Origin of the sequence: Idiomarina loihiensis (assembly GCF_024584785.1) — a bacterium.
Classification (GTDB): domain Bacteria; phylum Pseudomonadota; class Gammaproteobacteria; order Enterobacterales; family Alteromonadaceae; genus Pseudidiomarina; species Pseudidiomarina fusca.
In genome coordinates, this window is sequence record NZ_CP074112.1 from 788,889 (window position 1) to 812,874 (window position 23,986).

The window sequence follows — 23,986 nt, forward strand, 5'->3', positions numbered from 1 at the left end:
TCTCTATACCTGTCTACAAATGAGCCTTAGTATTCATGATTCCAGCCGCAACAGAAGAACTAATAGAACAATTTTTAGACCGTTTATGGTTGCAGCAGGGCATTAGTAAACACACACGTGCAGCTTATCGCTCAGATATCGTGAATTGCTATAAATTTGTCCGCACTCGGCAGCGCAAAGATTTACTCACGTTGAGCGCTGTCGATCTCGAAGACTTTCTGTTGTGGCGACGCCAGCAAGGTTTTTCACCACGTAGCACTTCTCGTCTTCTGAGCGCTTTGAAGAAATTTTTTCAGTGGGCGGTGCAGCAGCAGCTATGTAGCACTGACCCAACTGCAAAGTTACAACGCCCAAAGCAACCTCAGGCTATCCCCCACAGCCTCTCAGAGCTTGAGGTTGAAGATCTGTTAAATGCTCCCGATACTAGTGATGTGATTCAACTGCGCGATAAGGCGATGCTAGAAATACTTTATGCTACTGGCTTACGCGTAACTGAATTGGTACAGTTAAATGTCGACCAAATAAGCCTGCAGCAAGAGCTAGTAAGAGTGATAGGTAAAGGTAACAAAGAACGTTTAGTGCCCCTTGGAGAAGTTGCGTTAGAATGGTTACAACGCTATTTTGCTGAGGCGCGTCCGGTGCTGTGTAAGCAACCCCATGATTGGGTTTTTGTTACGCGCCGAGGAGGGCCGTTAACGCGGCAGGCTTTCTGGTATCGAATTAAGTATTATGCGCAACAAGCAGAGATTCGGTCGCATTTATCGCCACATACGTTGCGCCATGCGTTTGCAACCCATTTACTTAATCACGGAGCTGACTTGCGCGTGTTGCAAATGTTACTGGGCCATAGTGACTTATCTACCACCCAAATTTATACGCATGTAGCACGCGAGCGATTGCAACAACTACATGCAACCCATCATCCACGAGCTTAATATTTATGAAATTATCTTTTTCTTTGGTAAAACAGCTAGCTGTTCCTGTTGTTGCTGCGGCTTTAATAGCCTGTCAACCCGCTTCTAAAGCTACGTTAGCTGATGGTCAAGAGACCGAATTTAACACGGCCTATCTGGAGCAAATGGGGTTTGTTGTCGAGTCTTATCAAGCAGCACCCATGGGGGGACTAATCGAGGTCATTACCAATCAAGGATTGGTTTATACCAATGCCGATGGGAGCCAATTAATTAGTGGTCGTATTTATGATATTACCGCTGCTGAGCCAGTTAACTTGAGTGATTTGTCACTCAATGCCATGCGCCAACGCGATGTGGCCGCATGGGCTGATTCCACCATAGAATATGCAGCACCGGACGTTAAACATGTGGTGTACGTTTTTACCGATCCTAGTTGTGGTTATTGCCGGCAGTTGCATGAGCGACTTGAAGACTATCTAGCCTTGGGGATTAGTGTACGTTATTTGGCTTGGCCACGGACTGGTTTAACCGGCTCCGCGGCAAAGTTGTTGGAACAAGCTTGGTGTGCAGACGATCAGCGCCAAGCGTTAACGGCGATTAAACAAGATCAAGCTTTGCCCGCAGCTAATTGCGAGGCGCCGATTGCCGATCACTATGCTCTAGGACACAAATTTGGCGTGCGTGGCACACCAGCTTTTGTGCTGCCATCTGGGCAATTAGTGCCAGGGTTGTTGCCGCCACAGCAATTATTAGCGGAGCTAGAACGTTAAGATGCAAGTGCAAATTAAACGTCACCCTGATTTTGACGCTGGAGAACTTAACGCACAGCTACCGCCTTTACTGGCGCAAATTTTGGCGCGGCGGGGCATCACGAACCTAGCCGAGTTAGAATTAAGTGCTAAGCGACTACCTCATTATCGATTGTTAAAAGGGGCAGAAGCCGCAGCCAAGCATTTAGCTGATGCGTTAGAGCAACAACAACGAATTTGTATTTGTGGTGACTTTGATGCTGACGGAGCTACCTCCACAGCGTTGATGGTGTCTGTGCTGCAGGCGTTAGGGGCTGAGCAGGTCTTCTATTTAGTGCCGAACAGATTCGCAGATGGTTATGGTTTATCAGTATCGGTGGTTGAACAAGCTCGGCAGCAAGGCGCTGAACTGATTGTAACGGTCGATAGCGGAATATCCTGCCACGCAGGCATCACTGCGGCAAACCAGTACGGGATTCCTGTGTTAGTGACAGATCACCATTTACCTGGTGACAGCTTGCCAGCTGCTCAGGTGATTGTTAATCCTAATCAGCCCAATTGTGCTTTTCCGAGTAAAAATATTGCTGGGGTAGGGGTGGCATTTTATGTGCTGCTGGCATTACGTGCTGAGTTACGCCAACGTCAATGGCCAGCCGAAATAAATTTAGCCGCTTGGCTAGACTTGGTTGCCGTGGGTACCGTTGCCGATGTGGTTAAACTCGACGGCGTTAATCGAATATTAGTACAGCAAGGTTTGCAGCGAATAAAAGCAGGGCATTGTCGTCCTGGTATTGCTGCTCTTCTGAGCGTAGCTGGACGTGATCAAACCCGGTTACAGGCGAGCGATTTAGGTTTTGCAATCGGGCCTCGAATTAATGCTGCCGGACGACTGGATGACATGGCAGCTGGTATTGAGTGCTTGCTGGCAGCTACCGACACCGCCGCACAATCTTTAGCCCAGCAGCTGGATAGTCTGAATCGAGAGCGACGAAGCATTGAAACAGAAATGCGGGAAGAGGCCGAGCACTATGTAGCTGAATTGGCAACCGATAATACTGAGCTACCATCGTTGTTAGTGTTATTTCAAGCGTCTTGGCATCAGGGAGTCATTGGAATAGTGGCGGGACGCGTCAAAGAGCAGTGTCATCGTCCAGTTATTGCCTTTGCACAAGCTGAAGATGGTTTACTTAAAGGATCAGCTCGGTCTATTGCAGGGCTGCATATAAGAGATTTACTGGAACGGGTACATACCCGTTATCCAGGCCTTATTGAACGTTTTGGTGGGCACGCAATGGCAGCTGGCTTGAGCATTCAGCAACAGCAGTTAGATGCGTTCACTAAGGCTGTAACTGAAGTGGCTTCTGAGTGGCTACAACCGCATCAATTACAAAGAGTTATCTGGTCTGATGGTGAGCTTGATGCAAGCTGCTTACAGCTTCCTTTTGTCCAGCAACTAGAGCAACTAGGGCCCTGGGGGCAAGGCTTCGCAGAGCCTTTATTCGATGGTGAATTTAAAGTGGTTAAACAGTACTTAGTAGGACAAAAACACCTAAAGTTAGTGCTGGAATCACCGCAACGAGTGATCATTGATGCGATAGCATTTCAAGTTGATACTAACCTGTGGCCAAATCCTGCGATTGAGCATATTCATGCTGCCTATCGTATTCAGCTGAATCATTTTCGTGGACAAACTTCGGTACAACTGCAACTAGAGCATTTTACTGCTTTACGGTAGAATATGCGCCCTTTGTTTATATTGATAAGTTTGGATTGCTGCACATGTTTGAAACAAATGCTACTTATGTTGCCATAAAAGATCTGCGCAAACGCAGTGAGTTGCTTCGGGGGTACCTTTGACTACGCTCATAAAGTAGAGCGTTTAGAAGAGGTAAGTCGCGAGTTAGAAGACCCAAACGTGTGGAGCAATCAAGAGCGAGCGCAAGCTCTGGGCAAAGAGCGTGCTAGCTTAGAACAGGTAGTTACAACGCTACAACGGCTTGCACAAGGGTTAGAAGACGTAGAGGGCTTGGTTGACCTAGCGGTTGAAGCTGATGACGAAGAAACCTATCAAGAAGCAGTTGCTGAACTTGAGCAATTAGAACAACAATTAGCGACGTTAGAGTTTCGACGCATGTTTTCGGGTGAACAAGATACCGCCGATTGCTATGTGGATATTCAAGCAGGATCAGGCGGCACAGAAGCCCAAGATTGGGCGAATATGCTGTTACGAATGTATTTGCGTTGGGCTGAGTCGCATCAGTTTAAAACAGAAATCACCGAGCTCTCGGAAGGAGAGGTGGCTGGCATAAAATCAGCAACGGTGCGTATTCAGGGAGAGTATGCCTACGGTTGGTTACGAACTGAAACCGGTGTTCATCGGTTAGTTCGTAAATCGCCATTTGACTCTGGTAATCGTCGCCATACCTCGTTCGCATCAGTGTTTGTGTATCCAGAAATTGATGATTCAATAGAAATTGAGATTAACCCAGCAGATTTGCGTATCGATACTTATCGAGCATCTGGCGCAGGTGGACAACACGTTAACCGAACCGATTCGGCAATTCGTATTACCCATGAGCCATCAGGTATTGTGGTGCAGTGTCAAAGCGATAGGTCGCAACATAAAAACCGTGATGCTGCAATGAAACAGTTGCGAGCAAAGTTATACGAGATGGAACTGCAAAAGCAGTTGGCTGAAAAGCAAGCCCTTGAAGATACCAAATCAGATATAGGTTGGGGCAGTCAGATTCGTTCTTATGTGCTCGATGATGCTCGTATCAAAGATTTGCGTACAGGCATTGAGAACCGAAATACTCAAGCAGTACTAGATGGAGCTTTAGATCCATTTATTGAAGCCAGTTTAAAATCTGGTTTATAACAACGATTCACTTTTAACGCTTTAGAATTCTATTGATTAGTTACAGGAAAAATAACCATGAACGATAAAACGCAGCAAGCACCTGAAGTTGATGTTAATGAACAGATTGCTCAGCGAAAGGCGAAATTAGCTGCTCTGCGTGAACAAGGTGTAGCGTTTCCTAATGATTTTCGTCGTGACAGTTTAGCGGCGGATTTACACGCGAACTATGATCACGTTGAAAAAGAGCAACTTGCTGCGCAAGGAGTTCGTGTGAGTATTGCTGGCCGGATGATGACTCGGCGGATTATGGGCAAGGCGAGCTTTGCCACTTTGCAAGACATGTCAGGCCAAATTCAAATTTATGTAGCGCGGGATAACTTGCCAGAAGGTTTCTATAACGAGCAATTCAAAAAGTGGGATCTTGGTGACATTATTGGAGCCACCGGTACCTTATTTATCACTGGAACCGGCGAGTTAAGTGTTCAGGTTGATGATGTGCGTTTATTAACCAAAGCACTACGACCATTACCCGATAAATTTCATGGTTTAGCTGATCAAGAAATGCGTTATCGTCAGCGCTATCTTGATTTGATTACTAATCAGGAATCGCGTAGAACTTTTATTATTCGCTCCAAAGTAGTGGACTACATTCGTCGTTATTTAAGCGAACGCCAATTCTTAGAAGTTGAAACGCCGATGATGCAAACAATCCCTGGCGGGGCGGCGGCACGTCCGTTTGTAACTCATCATAACGCCTTAGATATGCAACTGTATTTGCGTATAGCACCAGAGCTTTATTTGAAGCGGTTGGTTGTCGGTGGCTTTGAAAAGGTTTTTGAAATCAATCGTAATTTCCGTAATGAAGGGCTATCTACGCGGCATAATCCAGAGTTTACCATGCTTGAGTTTTACTGGGCCTACGCCGATTATCAAGATTTGATGAACCTAACGGAAGACATGCTGCGTGGTATGGCAACTGATATCTTAGGTTCAGCGCAATTTGAAAGCGAAGGCGAGATGTATGATTTCAGCAAGCCATTTGCACGCATGACAGTTAAAGAGGCTATTTTGGCCTATTTACCAGAAGCCTCTGAGCAACAACTTGATTCTTTAGAGCAAGCAACGCAGCTGGCGGAATCCCTCGGTATTAAAGTCAAATCGAACTGGGGCCTTGGTAAAGTTCAAATTGAGATTTTTGAAGAAGTAGCTGAACATCGTTTATTGCAGCCAACATTTATCACAGCCTACCCAGCTGAGGTATCGCCTCTGGCACGTCGTAATGATGCGGATCCATTCATTACGGATCGGTTCGAATTTTTTGTTGGTGGACGCGAATTAGCCAATGGATTTTCCGAGTTGAATGATGCTGAAGACCAAGCTGAGCGTTTCCGGGAGCAAGTTCAACAAAAAGAAGCCGGTGATGATGAAGCGATGTTCTATGATGAGGACTACGTTACTGCATTAGAGCATGGTTTGCCACCAACGGCAGGTGAGGGTATCGGCATTGATCGGTTAGTTATGCTGCTAACTAATTCAGCTTCTATCCGTGATGTATTACTGTTCCCTCACATGCGCCCACGCAAAGGCTAAGAATTAAGTGAATATGCTGTACGTTGTTAGCCCTTCGAAGGGCTAACAACGCAACTTACTCTAACTAACGACTTGGCAGTGCCTGCAACAAATCTGCTAATAGTTCATGTTTGTCCTCAATCCCCGCCGATAGTCGTAATAAATCCGAAGGACAAGGAGTACCAGCGCCTTCAACACTGGCTCGGTGCTCAATTAAACTCTCTACGCCGCCTAAGGATGTTGCACGCTTCCATAACTTGGTATTGGCGGCAACGTGAATAGCAGCGGCTTCACCGCCCACTACCTGTATAGAAAGCATCCCACCAAAGCCGCCAGACATTTGTTTACAGGCAACTTCGTAGCCTGCAAAATTCGGTAATCCTGGATAAAGCACAGCTTTGATTTGTGGGTGTTGTTGTAATTGTTCGGCTAAGAATAAGGCATTCTCACAGGCGGCTTTTACTCGTAGATGTAGCGTACGCATACCGCGCAACAGTTGTGCAGCATCATACGGGCTAGGAACAGCTCCTAGTTGCGCTCGAATACTCCGAATACGTTGCCAATAGGGATGATCAGCAGCTGTAATCAGTGCTCCAGCAATAACATCTGAATGACCATTTAAGTATTTGGTAGCTGAATGCATGACAATGTCAGCACCTAGTGCTAGGGGCTGACTAAGAATAGGCGTCGCACAAGTTGAATCTACTGCAACCCAAGCGTCAGCCTGATGAGCCAAGGCCACAATTTCAGTAATATCGGAGATGGTCCAAAGTGGATTTCCCGGTGTTTCAAGCCATACTAATTTGGTTTTTCCCGGTTGCATAGCTTGCTTGACTAAGTGTAATTGGGTCATATCTACAAAGCTGAATTGTAATCCCCAATCTTTAGCAAAGTTCAGTAACCAATGACGCAAAGCCCAGTACATAATGTGTGGGACTATAACATGGTCACCTGGTTGTAAGGCCAGAAAAACTGAAGTAGCAGCCGCCATACCCGAACTAAACAGCAGCGCTTGTTCACCTTGCTCTAATTGGCAAAGTAGCTGTTCAACCGGCTTATAGGTCGGGTTGTCAGCACGCGAATAAACATTACCAGTAGGGTAACTGTTATCAACGCCACGAATATAGGTTGTCGCTACGTGGATAGGAAGCACCACTCCTTGGCTTTCTTTATCAATAGTACCGAGAGCTTGGGCAACGGCGGTAGCCGAGCTATAGGGATATGAAAAACTGGTCGTTTTAATCGTCACTGGGTTACCTATGAGTCGTCATTTATTAACCAACCATAGCTTATCTGACTCTGTTTAATTCGGCTATATGAATCACTCACTCGTTGCTATATCTAAAGCCACCGGGCAGCCCGGTGGCACGAGCTATACCTACGACGGCCACAACCGCCGTGTTAAGGTGGCGGGCGATGGTGATACCCGCTACTATCTCTACAGCCAGTCGGGGCAGCTGTTATTGAGTGAAGACAACGGCGTTCAAACGAACTACATTTACCTTGGCAATAGGCTTATCGCTGAAGACCGCCAGGCAACAACCACCTTTATCCATACAGATAGGTTGGGCAGCCCGGTGGCACGAACCAACAGCACAGGAGCGGTAGAGAGTCGCCGGCATTACCAACCTTTTGGTGACACTTACGAAGCGCCAAGCGACGACATCGGCTACACTGGCCATAAGTACGATAATGACTTAGGCCTGAGTTATATGCAGGCACGATACTATGATCCAGTTATCGGGCGGTTTTACTCGAATGATCCTGTTGATTTCCTAGGACATGTGCAACACGGTAATCCGACGATGGGATTCAACCGTTATGCGTATGCCTATAATAATCCCTATAAGTACAAAGATCCGACTGGTAAAATTCCATTACTAATTCCTGTTATAATGTTTGTTGCTAAAGAAATTGCGGCAGAGGCAGCTAGTCAAGCAACAGGTGGTGCAACTGACTTTCTTTCTACAAGGCGTATGGCAACAAAGGGGCCAAGAAGCTATATCTGACCTATACCAAAACTAATAAAAGAACTGGTGAAGTTTACTCAGGTAGAACAAGTGGTACTGGCGACCCTATGGAAATTTTGAAAAAAAGGGATGGTAACCATCACAAAAACAAAGATGGATTTGGACCAGCTGAACCGGATAAAGTATCTGAAAATAAAGATGCTATCCGAGGCAGAGAGCAGCAATTGATAGAGGGTAATGGTGGTGCTAAGTCTCAAGATGGTACATCAGGAAATGCTATTAACGGAATTTCAGATAAAAATCCGAACAAGCAAGAATATATAGAAGCAGCGAAAAAAGAGTTTAACTAATTATGGCCAAAAAATTTAAAGAAGGGGATATTTTTGTTATTCCTATGAAAGGTGGTAATTACTGCTTCGGGAAAGTGTTAGCGAATACATGGGGCTTTTTCGATTTTTGTTCAAAAGAACCTATTTTTGACGAAGAGAAATTAAAGTCATCAAGTTATGCATTCCAGATATCCGTAGTTGACGCACCTTTAAAAAATGGACAGTGGAAAATTATCGCTAACATGGATTTAACCGAAGAAGAACGAGTTAAGAAATATTTCTATAAAATGGATAAGCTTAGTCATAAAGTATGGAAGACCCTTACTGGCATTGAAGAGATTCCGACTACTATTGAAGAGTGTTTATCCCTTGAGCTTTGCGCTGTTTATGATCCTGTTCATGTGCTTGAACGGCTTGAGTATTATTTTTCAGGCGAGGATGATCCTAGTATATTATATGATACCAAAATGCTAGAAGAGAAAGGCATATCTACTATGTAAACCTAAGCCTGTCCCTCAATAAAAAAGGACAGCAAAAATTGTTTCAATAAAGCTCTAAATCCAAGCCCCTCCCTCACCATTAACTCGGTGTCGGCGGGGCTTTGGAGAGTGTAAAAATATCTGTGTAAATGGCATTCTTAACAATATCGAAGAAGGATATCAGAATGCCAATATCAGACAAACTCATCGACCAGCTGCTTGACGGCTGTGATTCCCCAGAAGACATCTTAGGCGAAGCCGGCCTACTCAAACAGCTTACCAAGAAGGTGGCAGAGCGGGTGCTAGAGGCTGAAATGGAAGCTCATTTAGGCTACGCACCAAATGTCTCAGCCGGCAACAACAGCGGCAACTCTCGTAATGGTAAAACCAAGAAAACTGTTCGTAGCATCAATGGCGATGTCGAACTAGATATTCCTCGTGACCGTAACGGTAGTTTTGAGCCCAAGTTAGTTCGCAAAGGCGAACGCCAGCTGAATGGATTTGATGAGCGCATCATAGCATTGTATGCGCGTGGCATGACTACTCGTGACATTCAAGCATACCTTGAAGAAGCCTATGGTGTTGAAGTCTCGCCGACGTTCATTTCTCAGGTGACCAACGCCGTCATGGACGAGGTCAAGGCCTGGCAGCATCGTCCGTTGGCAAAGCTGTACCCAGTTGTTTACCTTGATTGTCTAGTCGTTCGCAGCCGTGATTCTGGTGTTGTACAGAATAAGTCAGTGTACCTAGCGCTTGGCATCAACACTGACGGTGAAAAAGAGCTGCTCGGGCTGTGGATGGCCCAAACTGAAGGCGCTAAATTCTGGCTATCGGTAATGAACGAGCTGAAAAACCGTGGTGTAGACGATATCTTCATTGCCTGCTGCGATGGCCTTAAAGGCTTCCCAGAAGCCATTGAGGCGGTTTACCCGAAGACTCAAGTGCAACTTGTGCATTGTGCACCAAATTCGCCACTCTCTGCGGTACGTAAACTGGAAACAGCGCAAGACTATTGCCGCTGATTTAAAACTCATTTATGGCGCGGCTACTCGCGCTGAAGCCGAGCAGGCACTAGAAAATTTCGCCTCGACATGGGACTCTGAGCATCCCACCATCAGTCGCTCATGGCGGGCAAACTGGGAGCGCTTAAGTGTGTTCTTCGACTACCCAGTTGAGATACGCAAGGCCATTTATACCACCAATGCCATTGAGTCGCTGAATGTGTCACTGCGCAAAATCACCAAAACTCGCCGGTCGTTCCCTAACGACGAAGCCGTCATGAAGGTGCTGTACTTGGCCTTGCATCAGGCTTCAAAAAAGTGGACTATGCCCATACGCAACTGGAAGCCAGCGATGGCACAGTTCGAGATTATATATCAGGATCGGATTTAACAGTGAAACCAGCCATTTACACAAAATCTTTTACAGTCTCTATGACAAAAAAGCAACTAATTCTCCAATATGTTTTTTATATTCCCATAGCAAGTGTTCTGGGGGTTGGGGCGATTACTTTACTATTTTATTATAGCTATGGCTGGAGCCTTGAATATGCATTTTCTTGGTTTAAAGTAGCTTCTGTTTTTATAGTTATTTTATTTTACATATTAAATCTAAATGTTCTGATTAAAGTCTTGAAAAAGAAAAATGGCATGTAGCTTAATATATTGAAGGCATAAACCTTTAAATCCAAAGCCTCGCACTCGCGGGGCTTTGTTTTTTCTGGCTCTGGTGGATTTAATTTTGTTTTCAAGGCTGCTGAGCGACTCAGTGAAAAAATCCGTTTGGTGCCAAATTCAATTGGGTGATCTGCTCAGGTGAAAAGCCGTGCCGAAGGAGTTCGAAGTCAATTATTTGCACTTGAGCCTTTTGGCCTTCGCCAATCAATTTATAGCAACTGCCACTCGCTGTAATGATTAATCTTTTGTTTGGAAAAATCTTTTCAACCTTTGAGGTACTGATATAGCTGCCCGGTGAAGGTAGTGTTCAGAATTCTGTGTCATTTCGATAATCTAAGCAAAAAGGACAACACTGCACTGAATCGCTTAACCAGCGTCAACGGCTCAGGTGCTGCGGCAAAGAGTTATGGCTCCTTTGATTACGACACACGAGGCAACATCACCGACAACAGCCATGTTGAGATGAGTTACAACCTAGCCAACCAGATGACCGCAGCGCTTGGCAAGAGTTACAGCTACGACGGTTACAACCGCCGCGTTAAGGTGGCAGGCGATGGAGATACCCGCTATTATCTTTACAGCCAGTCGGGGCAGCTGTTATTGAGTGAAGACAACGGCGTTCAAACGAACTACATTTACCTTGGTAGCAAGCTTATTGCTGAGGAGCGCCAGTCAACAACCACCTTTATCCATTCAGACATGTTGGGCAGCCCGGTGGCACGAACCAACAGCACAGGAAGGGTAGAGAGTCGCCGGCATTACCAACCTTTTGGTGACACTTACGAAGCGCCAAGCGACGACATCGGCTACACTGGCCATAAGTACGATAATGACTTAGGCCTGAGTTATATGCAGCAGCGGTATTATGACCCAGTGATTGGCAGATTCTATTCGAATGACCCGGTTGATATGTTGGGGCATATGCAGCGTGGCAATAATCCAGCGAATGGTTTTAACCGATATGCGTATGCTAATAACAATCCATACAAGTATGTAGATCCTGATGGTGAATTTGGAGTTTTAGGTGTAATAGCTGGTGCAGGGTTTGAAGTATTTTCTCAAGTAACTTCCTCGATGAGTAAAGGTAGTAGCTTTTCTGAGTCCATGTCTAATTTGAATTTAGGTAAAGTAGCTGCCGCTAGAGGAAATATGACTGCAGGTTTTGGTGCTGCAAAAGTAAGCTTGGAATTAGGCTCGAAAACAGAAAGAGCAATAGTTGGTGCAAATGGGGCGGCAATTGCGGGTACTGCTGGTGCCGCTACTGCTGGTATGCGAGAAACTGATATGACAAATGCTGGCGTAGCTAAAGTTGTCGATGGTTTAACCGCTCCGATTCCAGCGGGAAGTATGATAAATGGTGCTTTAGAAAATCCTGATGCGGTTAGCAATGCTTTTGATAAGGCTAAACAAGTTATTGATGATATTAAAAAATAGTGAGCGTGATCTAATTTAGAAGACATGAAAGTTATGAAATATCTAAAAAATTGTGTTTTTAACCCAACGGTGTTGTTATATGCAATGTGCCAGATAATTAGAAAGGGTTATATTACGTTTCTGATTATAGCTGTGCCTGCCTATTTCATGGCGCCGGAAATTGAATTTAAAATTATGTATTTCTTGATTGCCTCTTTCGTTATTCTTGTATTTACATTGCTTGTTTGTTTTATATTAAAGCTGTATGACTTGTCTTCAACTGGTGAATGGAAAAGCTTTTATGCGCTGCCACCCAAAGAAAGAGGAATTGCAATTGGCGACGTAATTTGACAATGAAACTTTGGTGTCAAGTCTTGAATTTTGCCCCTGTATATTAAACAAAAAGGGCACCCATTAAACGGTGTTCTTTTTATCCCCAAACCGCGCAAAACCACCAACAGCCCGATCAGTCACTGCCAGTAGAAGTGATCAGTGTTCACCAGCAGGGCTGTCATTTTGCTGCAGCGCCTACAGGTGGCGGTGCTGCATAAATTGATCTTTTCTGCTGGCAGTGACTGATCAGTTCTGCTGCTCAATACTGCTCAGTCTGCTGTTAGTTTTTGAGCAGGGTACGCTCAAATATAAGATGTTTTAAGTCACGGAAATTATCTGGGATTGGTCCGTCTTGATAGAGAATGTCTGATAGCGGTTGTATCTCGGTGTGCCAGATAAAAGTAACCGTAACTAGAACCAGACACCGACCAAGTAATTGTCGCTGAGGTAGACCTGCTTTTATTCCGTTGCCGCCGTATTATTAAAGCTTAATGCAATATTCCAAGGTAGCAGATGGTCAAGATCATCGCCATCGTTTATCAGTGGCAGTTGCTTGAACAGAGCGATGAGGTAATCCGCCGGCATGAGGCCGTTGGCTTTGGCGGTCTCAACCATACTGTAGAGTATGGCACTTGCTTGTGCACCGCCGCGTGACTTTGAGAACAGCCAGGCTTTGCGCCCGACAACCAGCAAGCTGTGCATCAGTTTTCTCATAGCCTTGATAGCCGTCCACCTGCAATGGCCCCTGATAGCCTTGCAAAAAGTGAACGGGATGTGAGCTACCACGTCCGTCTTGATAGTCGTATAAAACGATATTGGGCGACCTGTCGGGTTTAGGCTTGTCGGTGCCACAACCATACACCCACATGTAGCACTTGGATTTATCCACATCGAGCACATTAACGGTGGTCTCATCGGCCCACAGCGTTGGTTGCTCAAGCAATATCTCATGCATTCGCTGATACAACGGCCTGAGCTTATCACTGACCTTCAACAACCAACGGCTCATGGTTTGACGATTCAGTTCAATACCGAACTGCTTAAATAAGGCTTCTTGACGATAAAGCGGCAAGCCAAACTGGAACTTGGCGCTGATAATTTGCGCAAGCAAGCTTGGGCTGGCTATGCTCTTGGGTAAAATGCTTAGCGGTACCGGTGCGATTTTAATGGTCGTTTCAGTGCCGTGTTTTTCACAAGCACGACAGCTGTATTTAGGTCGCACGTGGCGCAGTACTTTAATGGTTGCAGGAATGAACTCAAGCTCTTCGCTAGTTTCCTCGCCCATACGGTGCAAGTCATGACCACAGCAGTCACAGACTTTATCTTCGTCGCTAATATCGTGCAGCACGTCTTCACGCGGCAATGAAGCATCAATGCTCGGGCGACGTGTTTTTTTACGGGTATAAGTAATGGTTTCGTCGGCAGCGACTTCATCCGCTTCAGGTTCAAGCGATGCTTCAAGTTCGTTAAACAATGAACCTTGGCCGGGCAAGCCTTCCGTACTCGCGGCAAAGCGTTTTTGCAACGATAATTGCCATTGCTCCATCACGTGGCGCAGTTTTTGCTGCAACCCTTGATTTTCAGATTGCAGTTTGAGAACCATCTTTTTCAGGCTCTCAATATCATCTGGAAGTGGCTTGTTATCGTGTGTTTTCATGGGGCGCATTATACCCCATTTATATGCTGTAAACCGCTATTTCAAGGGGTTCTCTTAGACCGATTGGTGATCAATAATCAGCTCTTATGCAGGATCCTTATAAGGCCTTTTAGGATCATGTTGTGCTGCTAAAATGCAGCGGTTGATGGCCTTTCATTAGCGTAATATCAAGGCCTTCGAGTAGCCATTGCCACTGCTGTGGTGACAGGTTTAATACACTGCCGTTGAGCTTGCGTGGCCACTTAAACTTGTTCTTTTCAAGGCGTTTGTACCACAAGCAAAAGCCAGTTTTATCCCAGTACAGTGCTTTGACTTTATCGCGTTGACGATTGCAAAATACAAAGAGCGCACCGCTAAACACTGGGAGCGCCATTTCAGCTTCGACAATGGCACTGAGACCATTAATGCTTTTGCGAAAATCCACCGGCTGTTTGTACAAATAAATGGCTGCAGGCTCGACAAACATCTTCATGCGCCGAGCGACTTCACCAGTTGAGCCAACCACTGCGGCTCAATATGCAGCGGCAATGTCAGTTCAAGCTGACCGTAACGCAACGTCAAAGCCCGATTGCTGTCGTACACAACTTGTTGCGCTTGAACAAAACCGTTATCGTGCTCCTCAAGCAGTTCGCGCCGGCGCTTACAAAAGTACCCGGGGTTTAATGCTCGTTCGGCACAAAATGCTGCTTGAGTTTGGCCACTTTGCTCAAATGCCTCGAACAGCTCAAGCCACTGAGCATGGCTGCGATGGGTACGACTCATAAATCACCTCGTTAGTTGAAACGTGGCGATAAACTAGGCCATCTGCAAGAACATGCCTAGGTGTGGTTGCTGTTACGTGTATGGACTCCTCCTCTTTTGCAAGCATTTTGTTCAATTGCGAGTAGGTACGACTGCCTACGTGTATTCGGTCTCTAAAAAGATGCTGCATCGGTAGGCATCGGACCTTAATGGGCTATTCGCGCACTGATTTCCAAACGCTTACACGAGCTCAAGGCTCTTCGTAACACAAGGAGTTTCTCAGTGCCGGTTCGACCTGTTCGCCATCAAGCAAAAGCTTTGCAATCGTGGTGTTGAGTTTATCCTATTAAAATTTATTTGTTACTTTAGCATCAGATTATCTACTTGCAGCTGCAAGTGTTTCATCATAAACCGTCTCATTGGCGACTAACGCCCAGGCAATTCGGGCCGTTTTGTTAGCCAACGCAACGGTTGCTACGTTAATGTGCTTACGGTTGACCAGACATTTTAACCAATGACTCAGCCCATCACTTTTTCCATCAACATGGCGTAGTACCGATCGTGCACCATGGACAAGCAACTTGCGGAGGTAGCCATCACCGCGCTTGCTAATTCCGAGTAATCGCTCCCGGCCGCCGGTGCTGTGCTGTCTGGGTGTTAATCCTAAAGACGCTGCAAAATCACGTCCTTTTCGAAAAGCTTTGCCGTCACCCAGCGCCCCGGAAAGTGCACTTGCGGTTAATGGCCCAACACCACGCAACGTCATCAAGCGACGCGCAACGGGATCCTTTTGGACATTCTCAGTAATTTTCTCATCAAGACTTTTGATACGGTCATCGAGGTAACGAAGATCCTCCGCCAAACTATTAAGAAGCGTGCGGAAAGTATTACTCAGCCCGTTTTCAGCATCCTCAAGCCATTTTGGTAAAGCCCTTCTCAGTTGATGGATGCCAACTGGCGAAATAACACCATATTCGCCTACCAAACCGCGGATCTGGTTAGCTTTGGCGGTACGTTGCCCCACCAATTCTTCGCGGATGCGATGAGCAGCCTGGATATCTTGCTGCTCTGCTGTTTTGAGGGCTACAAAGCGCATGTTGGGCCGGCTCATTGCCTCACAAATCGCTTCAGCATCAACTTTGTCGTTCTTATTACTCTTTACGTAAGGTTTAACAAACTGAGCAGGAACCAAACGAACATGATAGCCAAGCTTCTGAAGCTCTCGTCCCCAATGATGGGCTGATGCACACGCTTCGATACCGACTGTGCAGCCTACCGGGACCTTGCGGCTCAGCGCGTTTAACCATTTTGTGCGAGTATACTTGGCCTGCCATACAGTTTTACCATAGCGATCTACACCGTGGACGTGAAAAACTGATTTGGCAATATCGACTCCAACACGGATAATATTCATTTGGGCTTCTCCTCATCTCAGTGATGTTTGACTCACTCACCATTTTGGCACATCGACGCCGGTTAGGTGAGGAGGAGTCCATCCCATTGCTTACAAACTATTCGCAATAGTATGATACGCCAGGGCCTTGTACCTAAGGCTGCACGTAAATTTAAGGTCACCACGGACAGTAAGCACAATCAGCCTGTGGCGCCAAACTTGCTGGAGCAAGATTCTACGGCAAGTGCTCCGAATCAAAAGTGAGTTGGCGATATCACGTATTTATTCACTAGTGAGGGCTGGCTGTACCTAGCGGTAATCATCGATTTATATTCACGCTCGGTTGTTGGCTGGTCGATGAGTAACCGAAAGACCGCAACGTTGGTGTGTGATGCTCTGAAAATGGCTTTATTTCGCAGAGGTTTTCCCGAAGGGATCATTGTTCACAGCGACCGAGGTAGTCAATATTGTTCAAACGATTATCGAGATTTAATTAAAAAACATAGACTTACTCAGAGTATGAGCCGAAAAGGAAATTGTTGGGATAATGCCTGTGCCGAAAGCTTCTTTCACTCATTAAAGGTCGAAGCCTTGCAGGACGAGCCCATCATGGATCGAGAAAATATGCGCCGAGCAGTCTTTGAGTACATCGAAGTTGATTACAACAAGACAAGAAGGCATAGTGCTATTGGCTATCTCAGCCCAGAGAACTTTGAATTAAAAAATAGTGCTTAGCAAAGTGTCCACTTTTAGTGGTACGGATCAAAGCACAAGTTTCTCAGGTTATTCCTAGTAGCGGTGGTTGTAGTGGCCCTTCTGACGTGATCGTCATTTGTTAAATTTTTAGTGGAGGGGTACCCCCTCCACTCTTTTTGTGACATTGAGCTTATGAATCATTCTTTTAAGTCTATTTTTACTTTAATGACTATCCTAGTCATTGGGGGGTGTTCGTCTACTGTGGTACCTACACCTAAAGGTTATGAAACAATATATCACGTTGTGGATTTTAAAAATGGGGATGTCGTTGTCACTTCAGCCTTTCAGTCCGAGTCAAGAATGGAAATGACAGGTACAGTAGATCAAAGCTTAGACTTTGTTAAGTTACACTCTTTTAAAAACGATTGGGCAAACATAACATTCACTGTACATAAAGAAAATAGTCATTGCTCTTCTGATTATAGTGCGCTGAGCGGGAACTTGACGAAGACATTCTACAAAGGAATATTAAAGGCTGAAAATCTGGATATAACTATTAATTTCATGCCGTTGAAAAACTTTCTGATTGAAGAGCGCTTTTCGCCTGAAGATGCCTATAATTTCTATTATCCTGTTGATTTCTGCGATCCTGCTGTTTTTCCGAGAGGCGCTATTTACGCCGCCGGAAAAGTAGTTCATGAAGTTTTTCATATTATAGCTTTTCATAATAAAAATATGCATATATCTAGTGAGGACGAAGAAGAAAGAGCAAATATTTTGCAATTTTGTAATGGGGTTCTTTCCGAACATCATGTAGAGTTTTCAGAAGACTATTTTTCTTTGGATTTCGAATTAGAAAGATCGTCTATTATGGCTAATAATTTTAGTAGAACCTACAGAGATTCGGCAATTGGCCGCTTAAGTGCGATGGAGAAAGTACGAAATCATTTGACCTCTGACGTTTCTGATGTTGATTTTTGTGAGAAAGAAGTCAGTAGGATTTTGGTTGATATTTAAGAGCAATATGTTGTTTGGCACAATCAGAAAGCTGCGCACGATAAGGTCTGAGCATTCTAGACACCTTTTATTCTCAAGGAGAAGCTAGGCCCTCTAAAGTAGCTAAGAAAGCTGACTGGGGTCTGTCGGTTTACAACGATTAGCTGAGAAAAACTTCATGGTATTTTCTCTCGACATTCGCGACTTTGACAGGCCCCCATCATTAAAACCACTCGCTGAATGAATTGAGCTGTTCAATTTCCAACGGATGCCACAAACTGCGAGGGTGGCAGATTATTTGAAGCCCGGTGAGGGCAACTCTTGTTATAGTCATCCCGCCAAGCTTCGATTTTTAATTTAGCATCGGTTAGTGATTCGAAACAGAGGCAGTTAAGACATTCATCACGAAAACTTCCGTTTAGTGACACGATATACGCATTGTCAGTCGGCTTGCCTAGACGCGAGAAGGCTAGCTTCACTTTGTTCGCATAAGCCCAGAGGGCTATCATTTGGCCTGCAAACTCGCCGCCGTTTATGCAATAAATACGTGCTGGAGCGCCTCGCTGACGACAAAGTTGGATTAGTGTAGCGACTACATTTCCTAAACGTAATCGAGCCCCAATATCGGCTGCCACACATTCTCGTGGGTATGTATCAACAACGGTCAGGATTGGGAACTTGTTACCGTGAGGAGAAATTTGTGGTTAGACTAATCTTACTGATTTTTTTACTATCGTCGTCTACGGTCAAAGCTGACAATGTTGAAGTGTTTTATAACGGGTTTTGGTCTCATAGCCCTTTTCCAACAACTTTAGAGCGTTTGCGTAAGACTTATTCTTTGCATTTTTCTATACATAGATATTCGATACCCGAAGAGTATTTAGATATTTTAGAAAAAGGCTTCCAACCTAACGAAGATAAATCTCTCTCTGTGGATTATGTATTCTACTTAATCGAGACTAATGACAGTGGTGAGATAGTGAAAGAATTGGCTGGTGGAAATAATATTTTATTTAATTTAACCAACAGTACTTTTAAGCGTTTAAGCGAAGTGGAGAAGAAGAAATTAAATAATTATATTAAGGATATAAGCTGCGACGATTCGGACTTCTTACCATACAAAAAGCTGTAAATATATTGTGAGTCGAAAGCCAGGGTAACCGCATGAGTGTACATTAATTCATCATCTCGTTGAAGCCCGCAGATAATACAGCCTCCAGATATTCGGCTTTCATCCATGCTCGCTTTTGTTTGGCCGGGATACTGCCTTTTGATGATTCTGCGCGCAGCATGTTTGTGATCGTAACTAGAACCACACACCGGCCAAGTAATTGTCGCTGAGGTGGATCAGTTTTATTCCGTTGCCGCCATATTCATGCTCAGTGAGATATTCCACGGCAGTAAATGGTCTAGATCATCGCCATCGCTTATCAGTGGCAATTGCTTAAACAGAGCCATGAGGCAGGGCAAGATCGCAGTTAATCCAGCTAACGGCTCAAATTTTGGCAATGTTCCAAAAACTGAGCAGCGAGCGCGAAGTCACATTGAATTAGAGAATTAAAATTATGGATATAGCACTGCTAGCTCTAGCCAATAAAAGGGCAAATGATCATCTTCTTAAGTGTCAGTTGGATAGGTTGATTGTTTCAAGTATCGAGTTGCGCCTATGCTTCTTGACAGAATCATTTCCAAAAAAAGAAATTTGGTTAACTGTTTCAGGTGCTGCATGGGTCGATGATCAATCAGAAAAAGAGGGTGACTTTTTTTTGCAGCGAGGTCGGTTTTTATCCCAAATTTATATGCTTATGGGGGAAGGTGTAACAAGTGTAGAAGTTCACAAAGACGGACAGCTTTCGCTATCAGTTGGGCAGCAAAATCTCGTTGTAGAACCTGATGAAGAAAGCTTTGAAAAGGTTTGGTCAATTACTCCAGATAACAGTTCTCAGTTCGCCGAGTTTGACTGGTATGTAACTTACACAGACAGTCGTGAGCTACATGTTAAATAGACAACGTTTGAATCCAAAGCAGACAAAGCTCTTCAGCAAATTCACCATCTTTACAGTGGCCAAGTGACTTTTTACCGTCGGGCGTGGTTCGAACAAGGTGATCTGGGTAATCTGCCATTTTGCCATATCGCGTCTGCCCCTGAGCCAGCAACTCACTGCTTAACTTCCCAGATTGGCTATCGCGCTCGACTTCCTCAGACAGGGCGAGCACATCAAGATAAGTCATAACTATTCACTATTCAGATGAGACGGTGCAAGGTTTCGTGTCAATGCGATGCTTGGTGGCAAAAGCCATCAGTTTTGCAGTAAGGCATGAACACACCGCAACGTTGGTGTGTGATGCTCCGAAAAGTAAATTATTGTGACAAAGCCTGTGCCGAAAGCTTCTTTCACTCATTAAAAGTGGAAGCGCTTCAGGACGATCCCATCATAAATAAAAAAGCACAGCTCAGATAGAGTTGTGCCTTTTATCATTATTAAGTCGATGTGGTTAGTTAGCCGTGCTGGTGATTACCGTCAGCATGAACGTGACCATGGTCAAGTTCACTCGGATCTGCATCACGAACTTCCACTACTTCAACGTTAAAGGTTAGTTCAACGCCAGCTAGCGGATGGTTACCGTCAACAGTAACTTCTTCGTCAGCTACGTCGACAATCATTACTGATTGCTCACCGTGGTCAGTACTTGCACGGAATTGCATACCAACGGCAACTTCATTATCACCAAACAGGCTCCGTGGAACTGTCTGAATAAGACCTTCGTGGCGTTCGCCATAAGCGTCAGCAGGGGCAATTTCTGCATCAAACTTATCACCAGAAACTTTGCCGGCTAAAGCGTCTTCTAGTCCTTTAATTAACATGCCACGGCCAAAGATAAACTGGAGTGGTTGACCTTCTTTTGATTGGTCTAGTACGTTTCCTTCTTTGGTTTTCACGGTGTAGTGAATACCAACAACTTTGTCCTGGCTAATTGATTGAGTCATGATTCATCCAAGTTATAAGGCAGTGGGTAAATTTCCAAAAGACTCGCGTCATCATCCTTCAGTCGTAATCGCGTAGATGCTTCAATATCATTGGGCAACACTGCTAATACGTCGAGTTGATGCTTGGCATGGCTCACTGCATTAATTACCGTGCCGGCACGCCGCCAATTGTCGCCAAGCTGCTGTTCTATGGTTGCTCCTGGAGCTGCCATTTCAGCTTGGCCACGAAGACGAAAAAGTGCACGCTTCTGCTTACCCAGATATTTCATCCGGGCTATGGTCTCTTGGCCGATATAACACCCCTTCGTAAAACTAATGCCATTTAATGCTTGAACATTAAGCATTTGGGGTACGTATTCCTGTATTGTACCTGAAAGTAGGGTAGCTCGGCCACGCTCTATTTCCAGGGTATGCCATAGTTTGCTTTCAGAGTTAGTAGGTAAGTCATCTTGCTTACTAACAATCAGAAACTGGTCTGGCTGGGAGCCTAATTGTAATGCCACCGCAGTTTCTGTAGGTGTAGCTGCTTGTAGCGAGTTACTACATAACGGATGTTGGAGCTGTTCCGCTAACCGCGCTGGTGCGGCAGTACCAAATAAACCATAAACACTTAGGTTAGTAGACTCATCGACAATGGTAGTTTGGCTAAACACGCCAAATTTCTGCAATTGAGCTAAAGAGGCCTGAAGTGCAGGTAACGTCGTAATAAGCAGTACACTTTCGTGCCAACGCGTCACGAATAAAGTACTAAGTGCTTTTCCTTTATTGTCACAATGAGCTGCGTATAACCAATTAGAGTCTCCAAGTTGGTTCATGTCACAGGTAAGCTGTCCCTGTAAAAACGTATCCGTTTGTGGTCCAGTTAGAGATACTACACCGTATTCTGGCAATGAAACCGTTACGTATTCTGGGGGAGCTTTGGTAAACTCTGTTGTTAACACGCTAATCACCTCGTTTTCCGCTATTAATGTCAAAGGTGGGGACGAATTATGATTATACAAGTACTTTTTATGGGTCAGAAGGAATCATCATGCAAAAACTTCAACAAAACGCCGAATCTTTAAAAAATAAAAACCGATTACGGTGGGCTTGTCGCCGAGGAATGCTAGAGCTTGATGTGCTATTTATGCCATTTGTAGAAGATGCTTACGATGACTTAGACGCTGCTCAGCAAGAAGCCTTTCGGCGTCTACTAACGTGCGATGATCCGGATCTCTTTGCTTGGTTTATGGGGCATCAAGAGTGTGAAGATAAAGAGTTAGCCGGCATGGTGGAGTTTATTCTGAGCCGAGTAAAAGTTTAGTGGCGCTGCTGCGGCTAGCCCTACAGCCTTGGCGTCGGTTTGCTGTGTCGACTCAGATTTGGGGAGTCGACACAGAGACCGGTAACTGGATGCAACTGGATGATTTAGATCAACGTCAGTGGCAGGCAGCAGCATTGAGTTGGGTCACACCTTGGTTTTTGCTAGTACGGCTACACCAAAGTGACCAGCCGCACCAGCACCGATGGTGGTGGTGCTGGCAAGGCTGGGTCAGCGAGGCTGATTATCGACGATTATCGAGATGGCTGTTGCGGCGGCGTGAGTACAGTGGGTTGGGCATTCGGAAGTAACTCAGGATAGTCTAAGTTGTAATGCAAACCCCGGCTTTCATGACGTGCCATGGCGCAGCGCACGATGAGTTCTGCCACGGTAACCAAATTTCGCAATTCGAGTAGGTTATTACTAACTTTACAGTGGCTATAATATTCGTGAATTTCTTGCTGTAATAACTCAATTCGCCGCAATGCACGCTCTAAGCGCTTATTAGTGCGAACAATACCAACGTAATCCCACATAAATAGGCGCAATTCATGCCAGTTGTGTTGAATAATCACTTCTTCATCAGAATCACTGACTTTACTTTCATCCCAAGCAGGAAGTTGTGTTAATAATTCCATTTGATTAACACGTGCGGAAATGTCTTGTGCTGCCGAACGGGCGAAGACCAAGCATTCTAACAACGAATTACTAGCCATGCGGTTCGCACCATGAAGACCTGTGTAGGCGACTTCGCCGATAGCATATAAGTTATGGATATCAGTACGCGCATTTAAATCAGTCTTTACGCCACCACAGGTATAGTGTGCCGCTGGTACCACTGGCATCGGTTGCTGGGTAATATCAATCCCGAGGCTTAGACACTTTTCATAAATATTCGGGAAGTGTTCGCGTATAAAAGCAGCTGGTTTGTGCGATATATCTAGATACATGCAATCTGCTCCGAGACGCTTCATTTCATAATCGATGGCTCTCGCCACCACATCGCGCGGCGCTAGTTCTGCGGCTTCATGAAAATCAGGCATGAACCTACTACCATCAGGGCGTTTTAGTACAGCGCCTTCGCCTCGTAAGGCTTCTGTCAGCAAGAAAGTCTGCGCGTTAGGGTGAAACAAGCAGGTTGGATGAAACTGATTGAATTCCATATTAGCGACTCGGCAGCCAGCTCGCCACGCCATAGCAATACCATCACCGCTAGCGATATCCGGATTACTGGTGTATTGATACACTTTGGAGGCACCGCCCGTAGCCAATGCCACAAACTTTGCGGCTATGGTTTCCACCTGTTCGGTAACTCGATTCCAGATATAGGCGCCATAACAGCGACCACTGCTACCACCGATATGCTTATCGGTAATTAAATCGATCGCATTGACGCGCTCGACGACCTGAATATTGGGATGTTTTTTAACTTCATCTACTAGGGTGGTTTGAACTGCTTTACCAGTTGCATCAGCAGCATGCAAAATACGGCGATGACTATGACCGCCTTCTTGGGTTAAATGAAAACGAGGTTGGCCTTGCTCATCAGCAACGCGGTCGAATCCGACTCCAAGTTCAATCAGCCACTGTAAACTTTGCTTCGCATGGCGAGTGGTAAACTCTACAGCTGCCGGTTCACATAAACCGGCGCCCGCAATCAACGTATCCTCAATGTGGCTTTCAATGCTATCATTCTCGTCAAAGACGGCAGCAATGCCTCCTTGCGCGTAATAGGTTGAACCTTCAGTGAGAGGGCCTTTAGATAAAACGATAACGCGAGTTTGAGCGGCTAACTGTAAAGCTAAAGTTAAACCTGCAGCACCGCTGCCAATAACTAGCACATCGCATTGATAATGAGCGTGTTGTTCCATAAAGTATGTTGGATATCCGCGTGCAAGACGCTGTGTTGCCAAATAGATAAA

The 23,986-nt window shown here is 45.3% G+C and carries 25 protein-coding genes and 4 pseudogenes; 18 read left to right on the forward strand and 11 right to left on the reverse strand.

Going from position 1 to position 23,986, the window contains the following annotated elements:
• Positions 1–35 precede the first annotated feature (35 nt).
• The 5 genes from xerD (at position 36) to lysS (ending at position 6,113) form a co-directional block, all read left to right on the forward strand.
• Entirely contained in the window at positions 36–935 is a 900-nt protein-coding gene (gene xerD / locus KGF88_RS03655; RefSeq protein ID WP_110075220.1) for a site-specific tyrosine recombinase XerD, read from the forward strand.
• Positions 936–940: 5 nt separating this feature from the next.
• A complete protein-coding gene (locus tag KGF88_RS03660; protein WP_153826128.1) occupies positions 941–1,684 on the forward strand; it encodes a thioredoxin fold domain-containing protein in 744 nt (247 codons plus the stop codon).
• 1 nt (position 1,685) lies between these two features.
• Positions 1,686–3,398 carry a single-stranded-DNA-specific exonuclease RecJ gene (gene recJ / locus KGF88_RS03665; protein ID WP_153826129.1) on the forward strand — a complete coding sequence of 571 codons (1,713 nt, stop codon included), beginning with the start codon at positions 1,686–1,688 and terminating at the stop codon, positions 3,396–3,398.
• Between the two features lie 44 nt (positions 3,399–3,442).
• A protein-coding gene (gene prfB / locus KGF88_RS03670; protein WP_110075217.1) for a peptide chain release factor 2 occupies positions 3,443–4,541 on the forward strand; the annotation gives its coding sequence in 2 pieces (ribosomal slippage) (positions 3,443–3,517 and positions 3,519–4,541; 1,098 coding nt in all).
• Positions 4,542–4,598: 57 nt separating this feature from the next.
• A complete protein-coding gene (lysS, locus tag KGF88_RS03675) occupies positions 4,599–6,113 on the forward strand; it encodes a lysine--tRNA ligase (protein WP_153826130.1) in 1,515 nt (504 codons plus the stop codon).
• A 64-nt stretch (positions 6,114–6,177) separates the two neighbouring features.
• On the opposite strand, the gene KGF88_RS03680 is transcribed toward lysS, so the two are convergent.
• Positions 6,178–7,341, reverse strand: a complete 1,164-nt coding sequence (locus KGF88_RS03680; protein ID WP_257119963.1) for a trans-sulfuration enzyme family protein — start codon at positions 7,339–7,341, stop codon at positions 6,178–6,180.
• A 67-nt stretch (positions 7,342–7,408) separates the two neighbouring features.
• Between KGF88_RS03680 and KGF88_RS03685 the strand changes: the two genes are divergently transcribed.
• From KGF88_RS03685 to KGF88_RS03715, 7 genes and pseudogenes are all read left to right on the forward strand, one after another.
• Positions 7,409–8,101, forward strand: a complete 693-nt coding sequence (locus KGF88_RS03685; protein WP_153826131.1) for an RHS repeat-associated core domain-containing protein — start codon at positions 7,409–7,411, stop codon at positions 8,099–8,101.
• Positions 8,102–8,169: 68 nt separating this feature from the next.
• On the forward strand, positions 8,170–8,412 hold the full coding sequence (locus KGF88_RS03690; protein ID WP_153826132.1) for a hypothetical protein: 243 nt from the start codon (positions 8,170–8,172) through the stop codon (positions 8,410–8,412).
• A gap of 2 nt (positions 8,413–8,414) precedes the next feature.
• Entirely contained in the window at positions 8,415–8,891 is a 477-nt protein-coding gene (locus KGF88_RS03695; RefSeq protein ID WP_153826133.1) for an immunity 26/phosphotriesterase HocA family protein, read from the forward strand.
• Between the two features lie 164 nt (positions 8,892–9,055).
• Positions 9,056–10,262, forward strand: a pseudogene (locus KGF88_RS03700) (IS256 family transposase).
• Between the two features lie 2 nt (positions 10,263–10,264).
• Entirely contained in the window at positions 10,265–10,525 is a 261-nt protein-coding gene (locus KGF88_RS03705; protein WP_153827389.1) for a hypothetical protein, read from the forward strand.
• Positions 10,526–10,849: 324 nt separating this feature from the next.
• Positions 10,850–11,980 (forward strand): RHS repeat domain-containing protein, encoded by a 1,131-nt coding sequence (locus KGF88_RS03710; RefSeq protein ID WP_153827388.1) that lies wholly within the window; start codon positions 10,850–10,852, stop codon positions 11,978–11,980.
• Between the two features lie 33 nt (positions 11,981–12,013).
• Entirely contained in the window at positions 12,014–12,310 is a 297-nt protein-coding gene (locus KGF88_RS03715) for a hypothetical protein (protein WP_153827387.1), read from the forward strand.
• Positions 12,311–12,751: 441 nt separating this feature from the next.
• Here KGF88_RS03715 and tnpC read toward each other — a convergent pair.
• The 4 genes and pseudogenes from tnpC to KGF88_RS03735 all read right to left on the reverse strand — a co-directional run bounded on the left by tnpC (position 12,752) and on the right by KGF88_RS03735 (position 16,104).
• Positions 12,752–13,949: pseudogene (gene tnpC, locus KGF88_RS03720) on the reverse strand (IS66 family transposase).
• A gap of 115 nt (positions 13,950–14,064) precedes the next feature.
• Positions 14,065–14,421 carry an IS66 family insertion sequence element accessory protein TnpB gene (tnpB, locus tag KGF88_RS03725; protein ID WP_153827386.1) on the reverse strand — a complete coding sequence of 119 codons (357 nt, stop codon included), beginning with the start codon at positions 14,419–14,421 and terminating at the stop codon, positions 14,065–14,067.
• Positions 14,418–14,711 (reverse strand): IS66 family insertion sequence element accessory protein TnpA, encoded by a 294-nt coding sequence (gene tnpA, locus KGF88_RS03730; protein WP_153827385.1) that lies wholly within the window; start codon positions 14,709–14,711, stop codon positions 14,418–14,420. The genes tnpB and tnpA overlap by 4 nt, the downstream gene beginning before the upstream one ends.
• A gap of 355 nt (positions 14,712–15,066) precedes the next feature.
• Complete coding sequence (locus KGF88_RS03735) at positions 15,067–16,104, reverse strand: IS110 family transposase (protein WP_153827384.1); 1,038 nt, start codon at positions 16,102–16,104, stop codon at positions 15,067–15,069.
• Positions 16,105–16,197: 93 nt separating this feature from the next.
• Between KGF88_RS03735 and KGF88_RS03740 the strand changes: the two are divergent.
• Together KGF88_RS03740 and KGF88_RS03745 are read left to right on the forward strand one after the other, a co-directional pair.
• Positions 16,198–16,818 (forward strand): annotated as a pseudogene (locus KGF88_RS03740) (IS3 family transposase); the annotation flags it as partial.
• A 153-nt stretch (positions 16,819–16,971) separates the two neighbouring features.
• On the forward strand, positions 16,972–17,796 hold the full coding sequence (locus KGF88_RS03745; protein ID WP_162014477.1) for a hypothetical protein: 825 nt from the start codon (positions 16,972–16,974) through the stop codon (positions 17,794–17,796).
• Positions 17,797–18,029: 233 nt separating this feature from the next.
• Here the strand turns inward: KGF88_RS03745 and KGF88_RS13910 are convergent, their stop codons facing one another.
• Positions 18,030–18,473, reverse strand: a complete 444-nt coding sequence (locus KGF88_RS13910) for an integrase core domain-containing protein (protein WP_162014484.1) — start codon at positions 18,471–18,473, stop codon at positions 18,030–18,032.
• 2 nt (positions 18,474–18,475) lie between these two features.
• On the opposite strand from KGF88_RS13910, the gene KGF88_RS03750 reads away from it, so the two are divergent.
• Positions 18,476–18,907 carry a hypothetical protein gene (locus KGF88_RS03750; protein WP_146204116.1) on the forward strand — a complete coding sequence of 144 codons (432 nt, stop codon included), beginning with the start codon at positions 18,476–18,478 and terminating at the stop codon, positions 18,905–18,907.
• Between the two features lie 43 nt (positions 18,908–18,950).
• Here the strand turns inward: KGF88_RS03750 and KGF88_RS13915 are convergent.
• A pseudogene (locus KGF88_RS13915) lies at positions 18,951–19,070 on the reverse strand (ISAs1 family transposase); the annotation flags it as partial.
• A gap of 270 nt (positions 19,071–19,340) precedes the next feature.
• Here KGF88_RS13915 and KGF88_RS03755 point away from each other — a divergent pair.
• The gene (locus KGF88_RS03755) at positions 19,341–19,781 is read left to right on the forward strand and encodes a hypothetical protein (protein WP_153825719.1); all 441 of its coding nucleotides are present in this window, start codon (positions 19,341–19,343) and stop codon (positions 19,779–19,781) included.
• Here KGF88_RS03755 and KGF88_RS03760 read toward each other — a convergent pair.
• The 3 genes from KGF88_RS03760 to ygfZ all read right to left on the reverse strand — a co-directional run bounded on the left by KGF88_RS03760 (position 19,774) and on the right by ygfZ (position 21,705).
• Positions 19,774–20,007, reverse strand: coding sequence for a hypothetical protein (locus tag KGF88_RS03760; protein ID WP_153825718.1), 234 nt, complete (start codon positions 20,005–20,007; stop codon positions 19,774–19,776). The two genes, KGF88_RS03755 and KGF88_RS03760, sit on opposite strands and share 8 nt — an antisense overlap.
• Positions 20,008–20,275: 268 nt before the next feature.
• The gene (locus KGF88_RS03765; RefSeq protein ID WP_110075195.1) at positions 20,276–20,764 is read right to left on the reverse strand and encodes an FKBP-type peptidyl-prolyl cis-trans isomerase; all 489 of its coding nucleotides are present in this window, start codon (positions 20,762–20,764) and stop codon (positions 20,276–20,278) included.
• On the reverse strand, positions 20,761–21,705 hold the full coding sequence (gene ygfZ / locus KGF88_RS03770) for a tRNA-modifying protein YgfZ (RefSeq protein ID WP_257119964.1): 945 nt from the start codon (positions 21,703–21,705) through the stop codon (positions 20,761–20,763). The genes KGF88_RS03765 and ygfZ overlap by 4 nt, the downstream gene beginning before the upstream one ends.
• Before the next feature lie 89 nt (positions 21,706–21,794).
• On the opposite strand from ygfZ, the gene KGF88_RS03775 reads away from it, so the two are divergent.
• Positions 21,795–22,067, forward strand: a complete 273-nt coding sequence (locus KGF88_RS03775; RefSeq protein WP_110075194.1) for a succinate dehydrogenase assembly factor 2 — start codon at positions 21,795–21,797, stop codon at positions 22,065–22,067.
• 44 nt (positions 22,068–22,111) lie between these two features.
• Complete coding sequence (locus KGF88_RS03780; protein ID WP_153825716.1) at positions 22,112–22,375, forward strand: hypothetical protein; 264 nt, start codon at positions 22,112–22,114, stop codon at positions 22,373–22,375.
• On the opposite strand, the gene nadB is transcribed toward KGF88_RS03780, so the two are convergent.
• A complete protein-coding gene (gene nadB / locus KGF88_RS03785; protein ID WP_153825715.1) occupies positions 22,319–23,935 on the reverse strand; it encodes an L-aspartate oxidase in 1,617 nt (538 codons plus the stop codon). The two genes, KGF88_RS03780 and nadB, sit on opposite strands and share 57 nt — an antisense overlap.
• Positions 23,936–23,986: the final 51 nt, after the last annotated feature.